At 50.7% G+C, this 22242-nt stretch carries 16 protein-coding genes; 9 read left to right on the forward strand and 7 right to left on the reverse strand.

Features of this window, described 5'->3' with window-relative positions:
* Positions 1 to 96: 96 nt before the first annotated feature.
* A complete protein-coding gene (nlpD, locus tag B3Z23_RS13030; RefSeq protein ID WP_294910746.1) occupies positions 97 to 1233 on the forward strand; it encodes a murein hydrolase activator NlpD in 1137 nt (378 codons plus the stop codon).
* Positions 1234 to 1281: 48 nt separating this feature from the next.
* On the forward strand, positions 1282 to 2271 hold the full coding sequence (gene rpoS / locus B3Z23_RS13035) for an RNA polymerase sigma factor RpoS (protein ID WP_294910749.1): 990 nt from the start codon (positions 1282 to 1284) through the stop codon (positions 2269 to 2271).
* Positions 2272 to 2406: 135 nt separating this feature from the next.
* Here rpoS and mutS read toward each other — a convergent pair whose 3' ends face one another.
* Positions 2407 to 4974: a DNA mismatch repair protein MutS gene (gene mutS / locus B3Z23_RS13040; RefSeq protein WP_294910752.1), complete on the reverse strand. Its 2568-nt coding sequence runs from the start codon at positions 4972 to 4974 to the stop codon at positions 2407 to 2409.
* Between the two features lie 904 nt (positions 4975 to 5878).
* Here mutS and B3Z23_RS13045 point away from each other — a divergent pair.
* The 6 genes from B3Z23_RS13045 (at position 5879) to B3Z23_RS13070 (ending at position 12150) form a co-directional block, all read left to right on the forward strand.
* On the forward strand, positions 5879 to 6286 hold the full coding sequence (locus tag B3Z23_RS13045) for a putative T6SS immunity periplasmic lipoprotein (RefSeq protein ID WP_294910755.1): 408 nt from the start codon (positions 5879 to 5881) through the stop codon (positions 6284 to 6286).
* Between the two features lie 508 nt (positions 6287 to 6794).
* A complete protein-coding gene (locus B3Z23_RS13050; RefSeq protein ID WP_294910758.1) occupies positions 6795 to 7202 on the forward strand; it encodes an ExbD/TolR family protein in 408 nt (135 codons plus the stop codon).
* 1 nt (position 7203) lies between these two features.
* Entirely contained in the window at positions 7204 to 7968 is a 765-nt protein-coding gene (locus tag B3Z23_RS13055; RefSeq protein ID WP_294910761.1) for an energy transducer TonB, read from the forward strand.
* Positions 7969 to 8002: 34 nt separating this feature from the next.
* Entirely contained in the window at positions 8003 to 10243 is a 2241-nt protein-coding gene (locus tag B3Z23_RS13060) for a TonB-dependent receptor family protein (protein ID WP_294910764.1), read from the forward strand.
* A 19-nt stretch (positions 10244 to 10262) separates the two neighbouring features.
* Entirely contained in the window at positions 10263 to 10910 is a 648-nt protein-coding gene (locus tag B3Z23_RS13065) for a MotA/TolQ/ExbB proton channel family protein (protein WP_294910766.1), read from the forward strand.
* Positions 10903 to 12150, forward strand: a complete 1248-nt coding sequence (locus B3Z23_RS13070; protein ID WP_294910768.1) for a phospholipase D-like domain-containing protein — start codon at positions 10903 to 10905, stop codon at positions 12148 to 12150. The genes B3Z23_RS13065 and B3Z23_RS13070 overlap by 8 nt, the downstream gene beginning before the upstream one ends.
* 73 nt (positions 12151 to 12223) lie before the next feature.
* On the opposite strand, the gene B3Z23_RS13075 is transcribed toward B3Z23_RS13070, so the two are convergent.
* The 6 genes from B3Z23_RS13075 to tssF form a co-directional block, all read right to left on the reverse strand.
* Positions 12224 to 12718, reverse strand: coding sequence for a DcrB-related protein (locus B3Z23_RS13075; protein ID WP_294910770.1), 495 nt, complete (start codon positions 12716 to 12718; stop codon positions 12224 to 12226).
* Between the two features lie 81 nt (positions 12719 to 12799).
* Positions 12800 to 14134 (reverse strand): GlcNAc-transferase family protein, encoded by a 1335-nt coding sequence (locus tag B3Z23_RS13080; protein ID WP_294910774.1) that lies wholly within the window; start codon positions 14132 to 14134, stop codon positions 12800 to 12802.
* A 21-nt stretch (positions 14135 to 14155) separates the two neighbouring features.
* Positions 14156 to 15148 (reverse strand): fimbrial protein, encoded by a 993-nt coding sequence (locus tag B3Z23_RS13085; protein ID WP_294910776.1) that lies wholly within the window; start codon positions 15146 to 15148, stop codon positions 14156 to 14158.
* A 10-nt stretch (positions 15149 to 15158) separates the two neighbouring features.
* Positions 15159 to 16199 (reverse strand): ImpA family type VI secretion system protein, encoded by a 1041-nt coding sequence (locus tag B3Z23_RS13090; protein ID WP_294910778.1) that lies wholly within the window; start codon positions 16197 to 16199, stop codon positions 15159 to 15161.
* Positions 16196 to 17233 carry a type VI secretion system baseplate subunit TssG gene (gene tssG / locus B3Z23_RS13095; RefSeq protein ID WP_294910780.1) on the reverse strand — a complete coding sequence of 346 codons (1038 nt, stop codon included), beginning with the start codon at positions 17231 to 17233 and terminating at the stop codon, positions 16196 to 16198. Before tssG ends, B3Z23_RS13090 begins: the two co-directional genes overlap by 4 nt.
* Positions 17230 to 19101 carry a type VI secretion system baseplate subunit TssF gene (gene tssF / locus B3Z23_RS13100; protein ID WP_294911133.1) on the reverse strand — a complete coding sequence of 624 codons (1872 nt, stop codon included), beginning with the start codon at positions 19099 to 19101 and terminating at the stop codon, positions 17230 to 17232. The genes tssG and tssF overlap by 4 nt, the downstream gene beginning before the upstream one ends.
* 484 nt (positions 19102 to 19585) lie before the next feature.
* Here tssF and tssH point away from each other — a divergent pair, with 484 nt between their 5' ends.
* A complete protein-coding gene (gene tssH / locus B3Z23_RS13105; protein ID WP_294910783.1) occupies positions 19586 to 22231 on the forward strand; it encodes a type VI secretion system ATPase TssH in 2646 nt (881 codons plus the stop codon).
* Positions 22232 to 22242: the final 11 nt, after the last annotated feature.

The raw sequence follows: 22242 nt of genomic DNA on the forward strand, positions 1-22242 counted from the left end.
ACCCGCCCTTTAAGTGACCGTCACGACAGAGCAGAAGGAAGGCCTTCTGTATCCGTGGCTGGTCATCACTCTTCCGCTTGTTATCATGGGGGAAAAATGATCACGGGAAGCACACTATTTCAATTTCGCCGTTTTGCGGTAATGGCTATCGCCGCGGCCGTACTGGCAGGATGCAGTTCCGAAAATAATCAGGCCCCAATTTCCGCCATTGGTGGCACTGCAGGTGGACATAGCAGCAGCGCTCCGCTTAACAATGCCCGGCGTACCGCCACGCCTCAGATAAACAGCACTGTTCCCTCTGGCCCCGGTACCGGAATGACGGCTGCGTCACCGCGCGTCGAATCTTCCTCTGCTGTACCGGCACAATCTCCGGTCCGGACCGAAAATGGCCATATTGTTTACAACCGCAGTTATGGGAATATTCCGAAAGGCAGCTATAATGGACCTACCTACACAGTAAAACGAGGCGATACCCTGTTTTACATTGCCTGGATCACTGGTAATGATTTCCGTGACCTTGCACAACGTAATAATGTTGCGGCTCCTTATAGCCTGAGTGTGGGACAGGTATTACAGGTAGGTAACAGTTCCGGTCAGCCGATTACCGGTGGCAATGCTATTTCAATAGCTGATTCCTCTCAACCTTCCAAAAATCAATCGGCGACACCTACCTCTCGCCCGGTTGCGCAGCAGCCAGTAATTACGTACTCTGAAGATTCTGATGACGAAACAAGCAGTACCGTAAGCAGTGGCAGTAAATTGCTGCCGTCAAAACCACTGGTCACAGGAAGTGCTTCTGCACCGATTACTGCGCCAGCGAATCCTCCGACGGCCAGCAGTACTTCAGCCAGTTCAGCGCCAATCACCGGATGGCGTTGGCCGACTGAAGGTAAAATTATTGACAATTTCTCTGCCTCTGAAGGCGGCAATAAAGGTATTGATATTGCCGGCTCCCGGGGACAGCCAGTTGTCGCTACAGCTGCAGGTCGTGTTGTTTATGCGGGTAATGCGCTCAGGGGCTACGGCAACCTGATTATCATTAAACATAATGATGATTACCTGAGTGCTTACGCACACAACGATACGATGCTGGTCCGCGAACAACAGGAAGTGAGCGCTGGACAAAAAATTGCAACTATGGGCAGTACCGGTACCAGCTCAGTAAGATTGCACTTTGAAATTCGTTATAAGGGGAAATCCGTCAATCCGTTGCGCTATTTACCGCAACGTTAACAGGCAGAGCTGAAATGGCTCTGCCCGGGATAAGGGGAGGAGCCATTGATGAGCCAGAACACACTTAAAGTTGATGAGTTACATGAAGATGCGTTTGATGAGAATGGTAATGAGACCTTCGATGAGACTGCACTGGTAGCAAATGACTCTAAAGATGATGAAGTTACGGATGATGACCTGCTATCTCAGACAAGTAATCAACGGGTCATGGATGCAACCCAGCTCTACCTGGGGGAGATTGGATATTCACCCCTGCTGACAGCTGAAGAGGAAGTGCTGTTCGCACGCAGAGCACTGCGCGGGGATGCGGCTGCACGCCGCCGGATGATCGAAAGTAATCTGCGGTTAGTTGTAAAAATCTCACGTCGTTACAGTAATCGTGGGCTGGCATTGCTGGATCTGATCGAGGAAGGAAACCTTGGCCTGATTCGCGCGGTAGAAAAATTTGATCCGGAGCGTGGATTCCGTTTTTCCACCTATGCAACCTGGTGGATCCGCCAGACTATTGAGCGGGCGATTATGAATCAGACACGGACCATCCGTTTACCAATTCATATCGTGAAAGAGCTGAACGTTTATCTGCGTACTGCCCGGGAATTAGCTCACGTACTTGACCACGAGCCAAGTGCCGAAGAGATTGCCGAGCAACTGGATAAACCCGTTGAAGATGTCAGCCGGATGCTGCGCTTAAACGAAAGAATTACGTCAGTAGATACCCCGTTAGGTGGAGACTCTGATAAGGCGTTGCTGGATATCCTGTCGGATGATAATGATACCGGGCCGGAAGATCGTACCCAGAACAATGATATGAAACAGAGTATTGTGAAGTGGTTGTACGAGCTGAATCCAAAACAACGTGAAGTTCTGGCAAGACGTTTCGGCTTGCTGGGCTATGAGGCTGCGACTCTGGAAGATGTCGGCCAGGAAATTTCCTTAACCCGTGAACGTGTCCGTCAGATTCAGGTGGAAGGTTTACGCCGGTTGCGGGAGATATTACAGGGACAGGGTTTGAGCATTGAAGCGTTATTTCGCGAGTAACATGGACAGTTAACAGGGAATGTGTATTCGCGAAAAAATCCTTCATCATTGATGATGAAAACCGAGAGCAGCCTGTTTCAACAGGCTGCTTTCTTTTTGGGTTGCGGTTAAGTGTTAAGCGCAACCACTACAGATTCAGACCAGATTTTTTAACCGGTATAACCACTCCAGTGCCTGGCGGGGCGATAAACTGTCCGGGTCTAAGGCTTCAAGTGCCTCTACGGCAGGTGAGACCTCACTGGTCAGCAGGTTTAGCTGAGAACCATCGGCTTGTGAAGGGGGATTCTGAGCCGAAATTTGCTCGAGTTCGCGCAGTTTTTGTCTGGCCCGTTTTATCACTTCTTTCGGTACCCCGGCCAGAGCCGCCACCGCCAGCCCGTAACTTTTGCTCGCCGGGCCATTCTGCACACTGTGCATAAAAGCAATGCTGTCACCATGTTCCATCGCATCCAGGTGGACATTCTCCACTCCCTCAAGACTGTCCGGCAACGTGGTCAGCTCAAAATAGTGGGTGGCAAACAAAGTCATCGCTTTAATGCGGTTAGCCAGATTTTCGGCACAGGCCCAGGCCAGTGACAGGCCATCGTAAGTGGAAGTCCCCCGGCCAATCTCATCCATCAACACCAGGCTGTGTGCCGTCGCGTTGTGCAGAATATTAGCCGTTTCGGTCATTTCAACCATAAAGGTGGAACGGCCCGAAGCCAGGTCATCGGCAGCGCCCACGCGGGTGAATATCCGGTCAATCGGGCCCAAAGTCACGGTATCGGCCGGCACATAGCTTCCGGTCCAGGCCAGCAGAGCAATCAGTGCTGTCTGACGCATATAGGTACTTTTACCGCCCATATTCGGTCCGGTAACTATCAGCATCCGGCGTTGCGGAGAGAGTGAAAGCGGGTTGGCAATAAACGGTTCTTTCAGCACCTGCTCAACCACCGGATGGCGTCCTTCACGGATAGCTATGCCCGGAGAATCCTGCAGTTGCGGGCAACAGTAATTCAGCGTTTGTGCCCGCTCAGCCAGGTTACTGAGCACATCCAGTTCGGCCAGAGCACTGGCACTGAGTTGCAGCGCTTCAAGATGCGGCAGCAGTTGGTCAAAAAGTTCGTCATACAACGCTTTTTCCAGAGACAGCGCCTTGCCTTTGGAAGTCAGAACTTTATCTTCGTATTCTTTCAGTTCAGGAATAATGTAGCGTTCGGCATTTTTCAGTGTCTGACGACGCACGTAATGCATCGGAACCTGGTGGCTCTGCCCACGGCTTACCTGAATATAGTAACCGTGAATGGCATTGAAGCCGACTTTCAGGGTATCCAGACCGAGTTTTTCGCGCTCCCGAATTTCCAGCTTATCCAGATAATCGGTCGCACCGTCAGCCAGTGCCCGCCATTCATCCAGCTCAGCATTATAGCCGGGGGCGATAACTCCACCATCACGCACCAGCACCGGCGGGGATTCAATAATGGCCTGTTCCAGCAGTTCACGCAACTGAGTGAACTCACCACTCTGTTGTGCCAGGGTGGTTAAACGTGGGCTGGTGACACCCGCCAGCAGCTGTTGAATCTCCGGAAGCTGACGAAATGCATGGCGCATCCTGGCCAGGTCACGGGGCCTGGCGGTACGTAACGCCAGACGGGCCAGTATCCGCTCCAGATCGCCAATCTGATGCAGTAGTGGCTGCAACTGCTCGCTGAGATCCTGTAATTCGGCAATACAGGCCTGGCGACCCAGGATCACCTGCGGATCGCGCAGTGGCATATGCAGCCAGCGCTTCAGCATCCGGCTGCCCATTGGCGTGACCGTTTTATCCATCACTGCGGCCAGAGTGTTATCAGTGCCACCGGCCATATTCTGGGTAATCTCCAGATTCCGGCGGGTCGCAGCATCCATGATAATAGTGTCCTGCTGTCGAACCATGCTTAGCGAACGAATATGGGGCAGGGAGGTCCGCTGGGTATCACGCACATACTGCAACAGACAACCGGCCGCCGGCAGGCCAGCCAGTGATTCTTCCACCCCAAATCCACGTAAGTCGCGGGTGCCAAACTGCAGATTGAGTTGCTGCCGGGCGGTATCTGTTTCGAATTCCCATAACGGACGGCGGCGAAGTCCACGTCGCCCGTCTATCAGGGCCATGGCCGCAAAATCTTCAGGGTAGAGTAATTCGGAAGGGTTGGTGCGTTGCAACTCAGCGGCCAGCGCTTCCTCATTTTCCGGTTCGCTGAGTAAAAAACGCCCCGAACTGATATCCAGCGTGGCATAACCAAAACCGGTGCCTTTCGGACTGGCATAAACTGCGGCCAGCAGGTTGTCCTGGCGTTCATTCAGCAGCGCTTCATCGCTGATGGTTCCCGGGGTGACAATACGCACCACCTTGCGTTCTACCGGACCTTTACTTAATGCCGGATCGCCCACCTGTTCACAGATGGCGACAGACTCTCCTAACTGAACCAGTTTTGCCAGATAGCCTTCCACCGCATGGTAGGGCACCCCGGCCATGGGAATCGGCTGACCCGCAGAAGCTCCCCGTTTGGTCAGCGAAATGTCCAGTAACTGCGATGCCTTACGGGCATCGTCGTAAAACAATTCATAAAAGTCCCCCATCCGGTAAAACAGCAGGATTTCCGGATGCTCTGCTTTAAGGCGCAGATACTGCTGCATCATCGGGGTATGAGAATCTAAGGTTTTGTTGTCAGTCATAGACATAATTTATGTATTCCATTGAATTTTAAGTAAATTGTGATTTTAGTTATTATCATTGAGTATCACGTTGTCTGATAAAAAAGTCGCTTAACCCCTGCTGGTCAGCAAAGGTTACGCCAGGGGGGTATAACGCCCGGTAAACCCACCACCGACATCAGGCCAGAACCCCGGGATTTTGCCTGTTTAAGTCAGGGAGCGATTCCTGAAATGGATCTTATATGACGGATAAACCGGCAGGCAAACCTTTGTCGTGTAAAGCGGTTACAATGACGGGGTCCCCGGACAAAAAAAGCCAGTACCCTTCGGTACCGAAGGCTTGTGGGTCACCTGCAATGCTTTATCTGTCAGAGGCTTTTCCTCTCCCTTATACTATCCTGGTAACCCGTCAGCTGTCACAGGCAAAACCCGGACGTTTGCCGCAAACCTTGTGATTAATGGCCGTAAAACGTTGCAGTCAGTAATCTCACCGGCAGTCAACGTCGCTGTCCTCACGGCATACCAGGAGATGCTGTTTCCTGCTCAGGTGGTTGAGGAAATATCAGGGCACAGGCTGGCGGTGCTAAAGGGAAATATATTCTGTAAAAATATCAGGGCAGGTGTCGAAGTCGCTGCATTCCTGGAATGCCAAAACGGAAAGAATTGATAATTCTGCTGTGATGAAAATAGCTTTCAGTCATCCGGCTTTTAAAATTTCGCGCTAAATTCTGAAAATTATCGCTTCTGTTTAGTTTCTTTAAAAAAAGGTTTATTCTTTATTCGTTATTATCGTGATTGTATTTCTGATAAAGGATAAGTTATGGAAAGGGAATTTGGCCGTCAGGCAGGTTTTCAGGGGGAATCAGATAACAATACCATTTCGCAGTACCTGGCTATATTGCCGGCATCCCTGTTATAAGCGGGTAATGCGATGAATAAGAACTTTGTATTAATTCCGGTTTTATTGATGACTTCCTGTCATATTAATGATCCGCGCCCCGAAATTCATCGGGCTATGGTGAGTGTGGTTGACGACAGAGTTTGTATTACGCTGCCAGATACAAAAGACGAAAGCATCTCTTTATTCACTATCAATGAGACTGGTAATAGTGAAAACAGGATAAGCAAGGCGTTCGCTTTGGAAAATAAAACTGAGCTATATCCGGATAAATGCCTCTCTGTTTTCGGTTTTACCTTTAAACCAGGTCAATCATATGTGTTTTCTGTGAATACCCTAAGAACAGAACAATGGCGCATGATGAAAAATGGGAATAGTTATAGCGTTACTTTTTCTGTGTGGAGAGATAATGGCGGGTTACAGGTGAAAGATATAAATTAACAATACCCGTGATATTAACGGCAAAGGTCAGAGTATCAGGCGGGTTACTGACGGTAACCCACTGTACACTAATGCCCGGCAGACTTACCGGGCACCACAGGCAACAGATTAAGGGGAATTTTATCGTTCTGCGGTTCAGTATTTTATTTATCCACCCCATTGGTCGATGGATGAACGTATAGTCGCCGCTCATTTTGGTATAAATATTTCCTGCTCCTGCTTTCCTCTTCCTGTGACAGCGTGATAACACTCTTTTAAGCCCAAAAAAGTCGTTGATTTGATTGTTTTCAATCCCTGATTAGAAAAAATGGCCCTTTGTTTGTAATATTTGTAATTATTGATATTTAAATATTTTATATTAAAATCAATATCTTGTGTCGTTTTCTCTTTGTTTTTTGAGGTTTTGTTTCCGGGGTTTCCTGCAATGTAATAATAAGATCAGAGGAATGTAACAAAAAATAAATAAGTGAATATTATATTGGCGCCTTTCATTTTTTAGGAGAGTGAAATGCGTCGTTGGAGTGAACCTAAAAAGAATAAGGCTCATATCGAACTGATCCCGATGATCGATGTGATGATGTTTCTGCTGGTTTTCTTTGTCCTGATTAGTCTGAATGTCATACCTGCTCAGGGGCTGAAAACACGGTTGCCAACGGCAGGCAGTGCCAGTCAGCTCAAACCACAGAAAAAAGCCATTATTACTCTCAGTACCGGCGACCAGTTACAGCTGGATGGTCAGCCGCTGCTACTGGATGCACTGGTCAATACCCTGAAACAACAGCAGCCGGAAAATCAAACAACCACCATTATTGTGAACAGCGATAAAGACGTTGCGGTAGAACGTCTGGTCGAAGTAATGGATACCCTGCGTCAGGGGGGATTTTTCTCCATTTCCATCGCGACACGGAAGCAATGATATGTATCTGCTTTATCGTTCACGTCACGTTGTCAGTTGGTTACCCGCGATACTCATTGCCGGGGGATTATTGCTGGTTAGCCGGCAAACAGTGCTGCAGGTGAAGCCACACTATGACACGAAGGAAATGACGTTATCACTGGCCGAACCTGAACCTGAACCTGAACCTGCGGCGGCCGAGCCAGTACCTGAGTCTAATCCCGAACCAGAACCACAGTCTGAACCGGAGCCAGAACCTGTTGCTGCCCCTGTGCTACCTGATCCGGAACCCGTGGTCCGGGCTAAACCTGTGGTGAAACCGAAACCTGTACAGAAGCCAAAAAAAGTTCAGACGAAAAGGCTAAAGCCAGAGGAACGCACCAGCAGGGTACGTGAAACTGTGCCCCACCGGCCAGCGGCTGTGCACAGTCCGGTGAATCCGCCTGTGGCACCGCCTTCACCTCCGGTACCTAAAGCCAATGCGCAGGCGGTGGAAAACGGCTATCTGCAGGCGCTACGTCGTGAACTTGAACAACGTAAACGCTACCCGACCGGTCGTCAGGCTTCACTTGAACGGCCAGAGGGAAATGTAGAGGTATGGCTTGAGGTGGATCGCAGTGGCCGGGTGTTGGCCTCCGGGGTCTCTCAAGCCAGCAGTATGCTGCTCCGCCGTGCTGCGCTCAGCTCTTTACAAAGTATAAACCAGCTCAAGCCCTTTCCTGAAGGTGCTTTTGCCGGACAACAAACCCAAAAATTTACCGCGACCTTTAATTATCAGGCTCCTTAATGCCTGGCTACCTTTGGTTTTTACAGGAATGGATATGAAAAATTTTAATTATTCCGGGATTGCTATAGCAGTGGTGTCAGCATTGTTCTCTGGTTCTGTACTGGCGGCAGAAAATACTGATGTTGGGAAGATTAATGTCAAAGGGCGAACGCCTGGCGGTGGCCTGATGGTTCAGGAAGACAGTAGTAAAGCAAGATCTACAGTGACCAGAGAGGCAATGGACAGGGCCGGAGGAGCCGCGAATGCCATCGACATGTTAAAGTCCACACCAGGTATCAACGTTAACAGTAATGATGCCAGCGGATTGAGTGGTATCGATTACACCATGCGCGGGATGAATTCGGATCAAATCGGTCTTTCAATGGATGGGATCCCAATTAACGATTCCGGCAATTATGCGGTGTATTCCAACCAGTTGGGGGATGCGGAAAACCTTGAACAGATCTTTGTTACACAGGGGTCCTCCGAGGCTGACGGACCGCATATCGGGTCCAGTGGTGGGAACATAGGTCTGGTGACAAAACGTCCTTCTAAGAAATTCGGCGGATTCGTCAAACAAACACTGGGAAGTCATAATCTGAGTAAAACTTTTGCCCGTCTGGAAACCGGTGAGTACAACGGCTTTAGCAACTGGCTTTCTTACTCTCATACCGAAGCTAAAAAATGGCGTGGTGAAGGGCGCAATTATTCTGATAAGTTCGAAATGAACTCACTGTATGAAGATGGTAATGGCAACAGCAGTAATCTGATTCTTAAATATAATCGTCAGAATAACATGAACTACAATACTCTGAGCAAAGCTCAGTTTGAGCAGGATCCCAGCCAGGATTATTCGACGATACCTGTCTATAACAATAAAGGGCAGTTGAGCAAATATTACAAACTGAACCGTAACCCGTTCGACACGCTTAACTTATCTTTCACACAGAAACTTCAGCTACGTGACAACCTCCAGTTAACTGTCCAGCCCTATTACTACTGGGGGAGTGGTGGCAGTTTTACCGGTCAAACGGCATCGGTACTGTCTAATACGTCCGACAAAGCCGGACAGTATGATCTCAGTAATTTGCACTCTGATACTTACTACCGCCCCTCCTGGACCCAGACCTGGCGGCCGGGGATCACCACCAAATTACGTTGGGATATTAATGACCAGCACAGTCTGGATGTAGGATACTGGTATGAACGCGCACGTCAGTCCCAGACCCAGCCATTTATTGCTATTGGCGAAGATGGTAACCCCGTGAAAATTTCCGGAAAAAATGGCGGGTCGGATCAGGTGAAGGATGCCAACGGCAATACGGTCCAGGGCCGTAACCAGTACACGATTACACCGGCACAAAAAGTATGGCTGCAGGATACCTGGTTTGTCAGCCCCGACTGGACCCTGACCGGCGGACTGGCGTACGAGCATGTTGAACGTATTGGCGATAATAAAGGTAGCTTGTATAACGTGCCGGAAAAACGTAAGGCGACCTACCATGAGTTTTTGCCAAACTTCAGCATCAGTTACAAGCCGGATATGGAAAATCAGTTGTTCTATAACCTGACGCGTAATATGCGTACCCCACCAAACTACGTACTTTATAACGTCGGTGATTCTATAAATACCAAACCTGAACTCAGTTGGAACCATGAGCTGGGTTGGCGTTTCCAGCGGGATGATATGCTATTGAGCGCAACGCTATTCTATATGCGCTACTCCGATCGTCAGATTTCTACCACCGATGCTGACGGCGACTACGAAATGATGAATATCGGCAGCGTTGAAAGTAAAGGTATGGAACTGGAGTGGAGCGGTGAACTGCCTCATAACTTTAATTACTACGCCTCTTACACTTACACTCGTTCTGAGCAGAAAGATAATATTGTCAGTAACGGGGGGAACCCGTTGCCCACCGCAGACAAAACAGTACCTAACGTCCCGAGAAACATGCTCAATTTCTCGCTGGGTTATGATGATGGTCTCTATTACGGCAGCATCGGTGGCAAATACGTTAGCTCGTTTTATGGTGATTTAACGAATAACGAAAAAATTGGTGGCCGTACCACTTTTGATGTCTCCACAGGTATTCATTTACCGGTGGATAAAAAATTAGTGAAAAGCGCAACCCTGCGTTTCGGCATCGATAACCTTTTCAATAAACAGTACCTGACCTCCGTACGTTCGACGACCTTTAATGCGGCGGCTTATAGCGGCGTGAAGGCCAGCATCCCGTATTACAACGTCGGCGAAGAACGCACTTTTAGCGTTTCGCTGGAAGCTACTTTTTAACTAACCGGAGGACACGTTGATGAATGCCAACCTGATTCACGACATTATTTTTTATGTGATGTATGCCGCGCTGACGATTGCCGTGGTGATTCTGATTGAACGCGGACTCTATTTTTTATGGGCAGGGCGCCTGGCTCTGCGTTTTGAGAAGGTGCTGACGCCCGATGTGCGCAGTTTGTCTGACCTGCCGCCAGAACTGACTGTGCGTAACAGTCTTCCATTGAGCATCATTCGACCGGTTCTGGAGAAAAAACATATCACGGGCGATCGGGAAGCTATGAATGATTTGATTGATGCCCAATACCTGTTGAGCAAACCGCAGATGTCTCGCGGGTTGTGGATACTTGAAACCGTGGTGACGGCTGCGCCGTTGCTGGGGTTGCTGGGGACCATTCTGGGGATTGTCGACACCTTTAAGGCACTCTCTGCCTCCGGAAACTCCGATGCCAGTATGGTTTCAGCTGGCATGGGAACAGCTTTATACGCTACCGGACTCGGGATTGCGATTGCGCTGTTGTGTCTGGTGGGTAATAACTATCTGCAGAGCCGGATGGAGCGGATCAACGAACTATTAAAAGTGTTACTAATCCGTGCAGGAAGTCCGCTCAGTCGCCCGGAGAAGGCGGCTAACCACTGGGAAGATCGTGAGGAGCAGCGCTATGCCTGAACAGAGTCAATACAGGCGATACCGGGGCAGCCTGATTAGCCTGCTGGCAGGCGGTTTGATGCTGCTGAATCTGCCGGTGCAGGCAGATTTCCGGATACCTGGTTACGAGCTGGTATATAACGCGCCCCGTGAAACGACGCTACAAAATAGTGACTTACGCAACGCTGCAGTGGTGTGGCAACAAATGTTTGATGCTGCACATAGCCATATTGACCTGGCGCAATTCTATGTTGCGAACGAAAAAGGATCTCTGCTGGATGGGGTGTTGGCGCATCTGCGCCAAGCCGGAGAACGGGGGGTGAAAATTCGTTTTTTGATGGAAGAGAAGGGGGTCGGAATTTCTACGCCGGAAACACTGGCGGCGCTGAAAACGATTCCTAATCTGGAATTGCGGACGATTCCATTCCATCGACTGACAGGCGGTATTGTCCATGCTAAATATCTGCTGGTTGATGGACAGCAGGCGTTTGTCGGCAGTCAGAATTTTGACTGGCGGGCACTGGAGCAAATCCAGGAAACCGGCCTGCTTATCAGTGACGAACCTACTGTAAAACAGATTCAGGCTATCTTCGATCAGGACTGGCGGGCTCAGGCTCTGCTGGCTGAGAGTAAACCGGTGCCGAAACTGGAGTGGCAGGCACCGGCGTCTGTTCCGCAGGGGAATTATCTGGTCGCCAGTCCGCGGGATTACAATCCGTCCGGGGTAATCGACTCTCAGACGGAACTGCCGCGTTTGCTGGCAAATGCTAAATCACGGATCCGGGTCCAGGTGATGGATTATGCCCCGCTCTCATGGGGAGAGCATGGGAACCGGGCCTTCTATGCTCCTATTGATAATGCCTTACGCAGTGCGGCAGCTCGTGGTGTGAAGATAGAACTGATGGTTTCTAACTGGAATTTAAAAAAACCTGATGTGTTCTGGCTTAAAAGTTTGTCACTGGTACCCAACGTTCAACTGAAGGTGGTGACCATTCCCCAGGCCAGTCGTGGTTTTATTCCTTATGCCAGGGTGGTGCACAGCAAAATAATGACTATTGACGGTACGGTGGCGTGGATAGGAACCAGCAACTGGAGCGGAGGGTACCTGGATAATTCGCGCAATCTTGAACTGGTGCTGAATAGTGTCCCCATGACCGCGCGCGTGGATGCGTTGTTCAGCCAGTTGTGGAACAGCCAATATGCGCAGCCTGTCAGGGTTGATTATGATTATCCGGTCCCGCATCCGGGCCGTCAGGAGTAATGAGCTGAGCAGACTGGCCCGGAATTTCCGGATTGACTGTCTCACCCGGTGGCTGAAAACGGCGACCGGGTGATCAGCAATTATCGTCAGTGCAGGGAGTCTGCTCAGGCGTAAAGCTATTGATCATCCGCCGGTAGTGCTGACGCTGGGCATCGGTAAACTCTCCGTGGCTGGCCAGGGTAAAAATAATCAGTTTTCGTTGCTGTGGATTACGCTGTGGGTCGGCGGGCAAGGTAATGACAGAAGATATCTGATTCATCCATTTTCCCTGGTGCAGATATTTGTTGGCTGTCTGAACCACCGGTAATTGCGCCGGACCAATCTGATGACGGATTTGCTCTGGTTCCGGGGTATATCCCGGGGTAAAGCGTTGCATTCTTTCGGCCTGGGCATTCAGGAAGTCATCTACCGACTCGTCTGGTTTGAGTTCTGCCCGGTTGACGATAATGTCATAGGCTTGATGTTCCGGATCGAGAAAGCTCAGAATATTAATCGTTTGGTCCGTCGCCGGAGGCAGTGTCAGGAAACAGCCTTCATGTAAGGGGTAAGAGATGGGGTGTGTGTTCATGGTATTTTTCCTGAAAGCATGTGTGAAATAACGGCGGTATCCTCACCGGCTACCGCCGAGGGGTTGTCTGATTGTTGTCTTTCACCAACGAAATTCTGTCACTGGCCCCCAGCCAGCTAACGGCTGCCAGCCACATAAACGGATAGTGTCGGGGGGATGTCCTGACTTTCCGCGGAAGGCAATGTTGAGTTGTGCCGGCGGATTATCGGGGAGTAATGGCAGCAGGGAAGGTGACAATTCGTTTTTAAATAACAGCTGATTCTTTGCATCAAAAACAGCCAGCAAGAAATACTGGTACTCCTGTTCGGCAGAGTGAAGGTCAGTGGTTTTCACCGTCAGTTGTTGCTGGTATTCGCAACAGAACTGCTCTGCCCATGCGGCATCACTTTCCGGAGGAGTGGCGAAGAAGGCCCGGGGATTTTCCGCCGTCACTTCAGGCAGCGTCTGGCGGTTTCGAAAATCAACGCCGCTCCGGTACTCAAATTCCCGCAGGGTCCTGAGTGTTCCGGGGCCATAATCAGGCGTTATATCGGTATCAGAGGTCAGCCCGAGCAACGCTAAAACACGTTGTTTCGATAACTGGTCTCGCTGCCACCAACTGACAGAAATATCTCCTCGCCGGCAGGCCTCATCGGTGTGGTCCTGCCAGACTTTTGGGGAGTCCTGACGCTGGTAATAGTGCCAGAGCAGGATTTTATGCGGATGGTAGATATCATAACCCCGGGTAAAAGCGCGTACAGCCATCGCAATCTCTTCGCCGCTGAAAAAAATGTCCGGGTCATTGGGAACATCCCGCACAAAACTTCCGTAGCTGAAAATAAATCCTCCGGCCAGATAACTCCCGGCGACAGGGTGCTCTGCACTAAAAGGGAAGGAACTTGTTTCCGGCAGCCCTGACGCAGAAAACTCCCTGAAAATAAGCCGGCTCACGGTGGTTCCTCTGGCAGAGACCTCATCATTTTCAGGCTGGTAAGCCGGGGGGTAGGCGCTCAGAACGGGTAAGCGACTCTGTTGGCTAAGCTGTTCCAACAGGCGAATCATTTGCCGGTCCCAGCCACAGATAAAGCGTGAATGGGCATCAATCTGTAAAAAGTATTCTTCACCTGCATACAGAGACTCACAGCGATGGCGTGCCCAGCCGACCCCCCTGGCAGAAAAATAGTGGCAGGGCAACAGCCGGATACTGGCACCGCCATAGGTGAAACTCAGCATATTTTCACCCGTAGTGATACCTGCCGGGCAGGGACGAAAACCAGCCAGTGAAAAGATCCCGGGACTGGCGTCATCCTGCCAGCAGACCGCAATGTGGAGTGCCTGCGGGTCCGCCGCCTGACGGATAAGATCCATGAGTGTCGGAATCAATTCTGTATCGCGGTAACTGGCAATGCTGACAAAAATCCTGGAAGGTGTGTGCATCAGAGCTCTCTGCATCGCTGTTTACTGAATATCAAACACAATCTCGGCTTTGGCCGAGAAGTTACCCGCGACAGGGGAGGTGCTGCCCACCGGTAACAGGGTTGCGGTCCAGTGGAATTCGGCATCACTCTGGCTGACAGTGCTGCTCAGTTGCTCACTGTTGCTGCCGTTGACCATAATGGTTTTACCACTACTGTCTTCAATTTTTATCTTCAGCCGATCGGTATTGCCGCCTGCATCGGTGACCAGAATTGTGCTGGCATCGGCAGAGGGCGTTTTGGTGGTCAGAGATGCTGAGGCGATAAAGCTACCGTAATCACTCTTACAATTGATGGCGAAATCGAGTTTCTTTGCCACACCGTTACGTAACATTACCGGAGTAACCTGCTCAAAATTCACTGTTTTTGCACTGTCAGCCGTACAGACCGGGGTACTGACCAGCCGGATTTCACTGACTGCTAATTTGGTCAGGAATGCAGACGGATCACTGTTCATCAGATAGGTATAGGCAATATCCCCCGGAGTAATCAGCAAATCACCATCAGGATCAGAAAGTTGTACATTATCGGAAATTTTAAAAAACTGAATTTTGAACTTAGAAATTGAAGGATGGTAATAGATAACGGTGGGAGAATCGCCATGCGGTGGAATATAACTGGTGGATGGAAAGCGCCCCCATCTTCCGTCGCCGTTCTGCCATAACGGTTTAATCACAATTCCGGGAATATTGGTTTTAAAGGTACGTTCTGAGGTGTCGTAATCCAGAAGATCGATCACCCGCTTTCCGTATTCAGATCCAATATCACAATGGGAATAGATAATATCGTGTCCCAGTTGTGAGCTCTCAAATTCCGCAATAGGTTTGCTGCCGTCCACCGCAGTATCGGCACTGATCTGAATAGTGGCCGGAGGGATCGTGAAAATACTGCGTGCGCCCGAGTTAAACTTACAGACTGCGTTGGCACTATTAGCGAACAGTAATCCAATACTCAGCAGCAGGGATATCCTTATCATAATATGGTCCTTAATGATGTTTCATAAGTGAGATGATTTCCGGAGGATACAAGTCCAGTAGCTCGGGAAAACTTTTGCCAATCCCCGCTTCGGTCAGTGCCAGCAGTTGAACCGCAGGACTTCCGGGTTCGGCCTCACTAAACCAGTGTCTTAACTGCTGTAAATACCCTAATGCCTCATCTCTGTGGCGAATAACCAGATGAATGGTAGTCTCCGGGGCCGGTATGACCGGTTGTCGGGTAACCGTGGTGCTTTCCTCAGGTTTCGGTGAGGAGGAAAGTTGCTCCGTTGGCGAAATAGCAGGATGTTCAGCGTGTTGTCCGGAGTTAAAAAGTGACAGCAGTCCGGCAAGCCGGTTGATATCCGGAGCCAGAGGATCGAGATGTAGCTGTAACTGTTGTTTTAACAACTCCAGAAAATTCCCTGCCTGCCGTAGTGCAATGATTTCCGGACAGTCTGTTGTCTGCCAGTGTTCAGATAGGCGGGCGGCAGTCTCGACCGATACCGTTCCGCGGCTGGCTGGCAGGGTTCGGGCTTTTTCATATTCCCCTATGGTCATTTGTATCCCTGCCGTTTTAGGCAGAGGGTAGTGACGAATATCGGCGAGCAGCCCTTGTGGATCTTCAAGTTCCGCAAAAGCATTGGCCCGAATCTGTGGAATAAACTCTCCGTCGTCGTATAACTGAGGATGAAGGTGTTCCGGCCAACGTTTTAGCAGCTCAAGTAATACCTGAATCCCTCCGGCCAGAGCGGACAGGCCTGTGGCTTTTATCCGGCAACGCATCAGGATTATAATCAACCGGATGTCTTTACTGTTAGCCAGTAGCTTGCTGGCTAAGCTGGCACAATCTGCCCAGTTTACCGGTTCTGCCGCTTCGTAATAGTCTCCGTATTCTGTGTCAGATTTTGGCCGCAGGCTGGCCTGTAGCAGCAGAAATTCGGGGTCATCATCAGGATTGTCACCGCAAGGGGAAAGCGGACTGACCGGGAGATATAAGGCCTGGTAGTCGGTATCGGGCGGCGGTAACTCTGAGGATTTCGCCTGTGTCATGATAATTCCTGTAAATTTGAATCGCCGCAGATTTCCGGCTCAAAGCACATTCCTGCCAGTGGCAGAGGGGAGGGATGTCGTTCAAGCCATACCGCATGCCCAAGCTGATGACTGCCGTTCAGACTGGCCAGTGGTACTTCGCTGGCGGAAAGTAGCAGCCGGACATCCCAGCAATATTCCAGCCCGGTGAAAAAGCGTACCCATTCCCTGAGTACCGGCAGGTCTCTTCCCCACGGAGTGAAAGAGAGATAATCATTCAGTGACAGAGGGCCGATGATTAACCGGAATTTATGCTGTCTGTCCATCAGCTTGTCACCCAGTATCGCGCCATCGCCGAGCGTACACGCAGTATGCGGATGACCGAGAGAGGTGTGGTCGGCCGGGTCCAGAGAAATCCACTGCGTAACATATTCTTCAACCCTTGCCGGGAAACCAAAATAGTGTTGCAGAGTATTGGCCAGATCTTCCGGATTTCGGGCTTCACGTAATAAATGAGAGACAGCTGAAAGCTGGGCATGTGCCGGTAGCCGGGCCGGATCTTGTTGCGGGAATGTCAGGCCCGCCAGACAACTGAGACGGGCAGAAAACAACTCATCCTGAGAGTTATCCAGAGTTGCGCAGTCCTGGCACACAAACCAGGCCCGGTAAAACAATGATAATGCGCGGTGATGGAAGATATCGGTGAAATCATTCAGCACCGGGTCCTGACGACTGGTCCTTAAATAGGCCATTTCAGTCAGGTGTAATGGCAGAATACTGTGCGGGCCCCAGACTCCCAGTGAGTACAGCGAAATTTCCGGGCAGGCGGTATTGTCACTCAACCCGGCAATTTCACCAGGCGGAAACAGTAAACTGGCGGTCTGTTTGAGACGGAAGGGGTCTTCAGCCGGCAGACCGGCCGTCCCTGGCGCAGGGGCCGCAGGTGAACGCGCTGCAATGACCCGCATCAGACTGATAAACCCGCTGTTCCACGGGGCGGCGCTGTTATACCAGTGGCTAAGGTCGCCGGTCCGGGGACTGTTTAGCTGAGTCATAATATGCCTCGCTTACCGGGCCTTGCGGGCCACTGACCAATACAACCGCGTTGTACAGACCAGAGCCAGGTTTCGGTGAACACGTTGATTGCCGCATGCCGGGAAAGATAATTTTCCATCACCAGACCAAATAACCAGGGACTGCAACCGGAAAAGCCTTGTTCATCAATCGTCAGGGTACAACGGACCCCGCGACCATAGTTGAGTAGCCCATCTCCTTTCAGTCTGCGGGTTACCGCTTCTGTACGACATCCTGTCAGGCTGTTTATCTGTGTCGCGGCTTGTGGGTCATCCCCGCGGGTATATAAATGCAGTAACTCCCGTAGTGCTTCTGCGCCGGCAGGCGCTGTGACCCCGGTAAAGGGCAGGTAATTCAGGCTTAGCTGGCGGATAAGCTGCCAGGCTGATTCTCCGGTAGCCAACGGGGGGCGGGGAGCGGTTACCGGAATGACAAATCGGGCGGCTGACACCGGTACGCCTTCCGGCATGGTCAATCCGCAGGTCACATCACTGGTTAACTGCCGCGGCCAATCCCGGTTGGTGACCATCGCTTCGACCCTCAGATAGCGAAGATCGTCACAGTAGGGAGCATCGTGCTGGTCGATCAGAGAGATAAACAGTTCGGTACCCTGATATTGACTCACTGGCGAATGTCCGCCCGTTGGCTGAAGCGTCGGTCTCCTTTGCAGTGAAAAATAGCGCCCGCCAGGGCCCGTTGAGTTATGCCGGGTCTGATACAAAGGTTTAAACATCATTTCCGGACGGTGATTGCCGTCCATACCGCTGACGCTCTCCACCGAGAACACTTCATACTCCATTGGGTTACAGCGATCGGGGACGAGATGAAAACTATTTTTGGCGCGATCAATCACCGTCTGATCGAGTTGCTTCGGGAACAGATTAATCACCGGGGTACAAAACAGCAGGAAGCGGCTCGCATTGACATGAGCTATCAGATGTTGCGGCAGTTCTTTCAGCAGGATAATGATGTCGGCCTGATTGCTGTGGATGTTTTTTAAACCGTGCGCCAGTTGCCGCAGGGTAAAAAAATAAAAACGCTGACGGAAACAGAAATACTCCTGCAGCAGATGATGGCCGTGAAACATATTCCAGCGAACCGGCAACAGGCTTTGTTCTGCAGACAACCCTTCGAAACAGAGTGCTTCCCGGCCAGCCACTATAGTGGGTTGTTGGCTGTCCTCCCCGATAATGCACAGTGCCACACACTGACGATGTATCAGTTCAAACAACTGCGAAACAATATGCTCGTCTCCCTGAATGTAAAACGGCAGATTGTCCGGCCCTTCAATGGCAGAAAAAGTCTGCTCCCCGGCCAGCTCTAGCCGGAGTCGCAGTGCCCCTTTGCAGTCAGAAATATCTACAGGTCCGGCAGAGAGCGTTTCCAGGGTGGCGGGGAGGGTGCTCAGGCTGGCCGCACTGAGGGTCAGTGGCCAGAGCGTCACCGGCTGGCTGTTGCGGAATTCGCAGCGGATATTGTGGCCCGGTAACAGTTTACTCCGTATGGCTGTGTGGCGTGGGACGGTATAGCCCCGGGATAAATCGCCGGCTTGCAGGTCCGGTGTCAGTTGGACTATGCCCATCGATGGCGTCGGCGCGGTAAATTCAGGGCAGAGGATATCCAGCAGTCGCTGAGTAAACTCCGGGAATCCGGTATCCAGTTTTATCTGTGTACGGGCAGACAAAAAGCAGAAAGCCTCGATCATCCGTTCGACGTAAGGATCGGCAATCCCCGCCCCCTCTATTCCCAGACGACCGGCAATGTGCGGATGCTTAGCGGCGAACTCCAGTGCCATTTCGCGCATGAAGGTGAGTTCACGGTTGTAATATTCAAGAAATTGTTGTTCCACGGCGTTCCCTGCCTGGCTGTTAATGAATGACAGTCCCTCATTCCGCTCAGGGTAACGGTCGCCTGTCATATATTCAGATAATTTTTGTCTCTGACTAAAACCACGGGTCTGCGGGAAAACAGCAACAGTCATTCCGTTATTGTTGCCGTACCCGTAATACTTACCCGCTGGAGTTATTGATCTGTTAATCAATGATTGAATTAAACCCAGTGATAAGCAGCCATAACTCCTCGTCAGTCTCTTATCGCTGGTGATAATGATTCTATTATCGCTTTCTGTCATGCGGGAAGATAAGCCGAAAGTCTTTTTTTTATTTTTTTAGGAATTTGCATCGGGCTGTTTTCTTAAATTAATCCTGATGTGAACAGGATGTTTTTATTTGGTCAGTGGTTTAGTTATTCTCTGCAGCGAAGTGAAATGGATATCACTGCAGTCTTATTGTTGAAAATAGGTACTGCGCTTACGTCAGACAGGATGAGTTATTATGGAAATCTCCAGAAGAACGTTATTCGGAAAGCTGAATCCGCTACTCTCAGAGACTCTGGAGCGTGGAACGGATCTCTGTCGTCTGAAGGGAAATCCTGAAGTAGAGTTAGTACACTGGCTGAAAATTTTATTAATGCAACCAGACAGTGACCTGCAATGTATCCTGCGCTTTTTTGCTGTGGATTATGCACAGCTGGAAACAGATATTTTGCTGACCCTGAGCCGGTTACCTGCCGGTTCTGCTTCGGTAAGTGATTTTTCGCCGCTCATCGATCAGGCGATAGAAAGTGCCTGGATGATTGCCAGTCTGGAAGACGCACCCGCCCCGCTGATTCACAGTGGGCATCTGTTAGTCACATTGCTCACTCAGCCTGAATTGTGTCGGGCGTTACTGGCTATTTCACGGGTTTTTGCTGTGCTGTCAGCCGATGAAATCCGTCGACAGTTTACCACCATCACCGCACACTCGCCGGAACGTCAGTCTACGGTGAATCCGGGGACTGTGCCGGGTCATCATGACATCAGCCATCAGAGTTCATCGCTTAATCACGCACTGGCCATTTACACCTCAGATCTTACGATACTTGCGGGTCAGGGGAAAATTGACCCGGTCTGCGGCCGGGACAATGAAATCACCAGCCTGATTGATGTGCTGTTGCGCCGCAGGCAAAACAATCCATTACTGGTGGGGGAGGCCGGTGTCGGCAAAACTGCGGTGGCAGAAGGCCTGGCGCTGGCGATTGCTGCCGGTGAAGTTCCGCCACAGCTCAGTGATGCCCGGATACTGGCCGTCGATATGGTGGCTTTAACCGCCGGTGCCGGAACCCGGGGTGAATTTGAAGCTCGCCTGAAGGCAGTGCTGGACGCTGCGACACAGTCGGTGTGGCCGGTGATTTTGTTTATTGATGAAATCCATACTCTGATGGGAGCCGGTGGGGCCGCCGGCACGGGTGACGCCGCAAATCTGATGAAACCTATGCTGGCCAGAGGAGATTTACGGACGATAGGCGCGACCACCCGCGGGGAATACAAACGTTATATCGAAAAGGATCCCGCATTTTCCCGCCGTTTTCAGGTCGTCAGGATCGAAGAACCTTCAGAAGATCTGGCCATACAGATGCTCAGGGGAGTCTTACCGGTGCTTGAACAGCATCATCATGTTCTGATCACAGACCAGGCCGTCCGGGCTGCCGTCAGGCTCTCCTACCGCTATCTTCCGGAACGTCAGCTACCGGATAAAGCCATTAGCCTGCTGGATACGGCCTGCGCCAGAACAGCCGTGGCGGAATATACGCCACCGGCAGAACTGCAGCGGTTGCGGTTTCTGGCAGAGTCAGCGCAGAGAGAGCTGGCACTGACCGACTCTCCTCGTCGTCTGGCCGGAATGACAGCAGATCCGCTTCAGTTACAGGAACAGATTGCCCGTTATAACTCTGAGGCTGAAATCATTGAACAACGCTGGCGCCAGCAATGTCAGCAGTTGTCTGAAATCCGTGAGTTGCGTTCACAATGGCAATCTGCCGAAGGTGAGCAACAGCAGAATCTGGAACAGCAGTTACAGCAACTGCAGCCTGATCTCAGTGATCAACAGGCTACCCTGGTTCTGGTGCGGACTGAAGTTAATGCGGCGGCAGTGGCCGATATTGTTGCCCAGTGGACCGGTATTCCTGTGGGTCGGGTCCTTAAAGGTGATCTGCAGGCGTTGCAGGAACTGCCTGATAAGCTGAATTGCAGAGTACGTGGTCAGGTTCATGCCACGCAGCAACTGAGCAAAAATATCAGCATCGCCAAAGCAGGACTGGCAGACCCGCAAAAACCCTGTGGGGTATTTCTGCTGACCGGCCCGTCAGGCGTTGGCAAAACTGAAACGGCATTGGCACTGGCGGCGGAGTTATACGGTGGCGAGCAGCATTTAATCACCATCAATATGAGTGAATACCAGGAAGCCCATAGTATTTCCGGGCTGAAAGGTTCACCCCCGGGTTATGTCGGCTATGGCGAAGGCGGGGTTCTGACTGAAGCCGTTCGGCGCAGACCTTACAGCGTTGTACTACTTGATGAAATTGAAAAAGCCCACTCTGATATCCATGAGCTGTTTTTTCAGGTGTTTGATAAAGGGCGAATGGAGGATGGCGAAGGCCGACAAATAGATTTCCGGAATACACTCATTTTAATGACCAGCAATATCGGCAGTGAATTACTGGCGAATACGACAGAGGAGGCAGAGAGTACTTTACTGACAGAACAATTGTACCCGGAGCTACTTAACTATTTCCCTGCTGCGTTTTTGGGAAGAGTCTGCGTGATACCTTATTTGCCACTGTCTTCCGGGGTACTTAATGACATTGTCCGGGGTCAGATGGATAAAGTCTCTGCGCGTTTCTTTCAGCAGCACAATATGAGTCTGAAATACTCTGAGTCGTTACTGAATTATATTATTAACCTTAGCCGGACAACAGGTTCTGGTGCGCGAGGTATTATCCATGTGATTGAACGGAAAGTATTACCGGTAATAGCCGCTTATATTTTGTCACTGTCCAGTCCGGATGTAATAGCGGTTGAGGGTGTGATGGTCAGCTATTCTGACGCTCATGGAGTGAAAGTGAATCCTCAGGGAACCTTGCCAGGGGGAATAACTGAATAATCTGCCAGTAT

The sequence above is a fragment of the Tatumella sp. UBA2305 genome (genome assembly GCF_002345795.1).
Classification (GTDB): Bacteria; Pseudomonadota; Gammaproteobacteria; order Enterobacterales; family Enterobacteriaceae; genus Tatumella; species Tatumella morbirosei.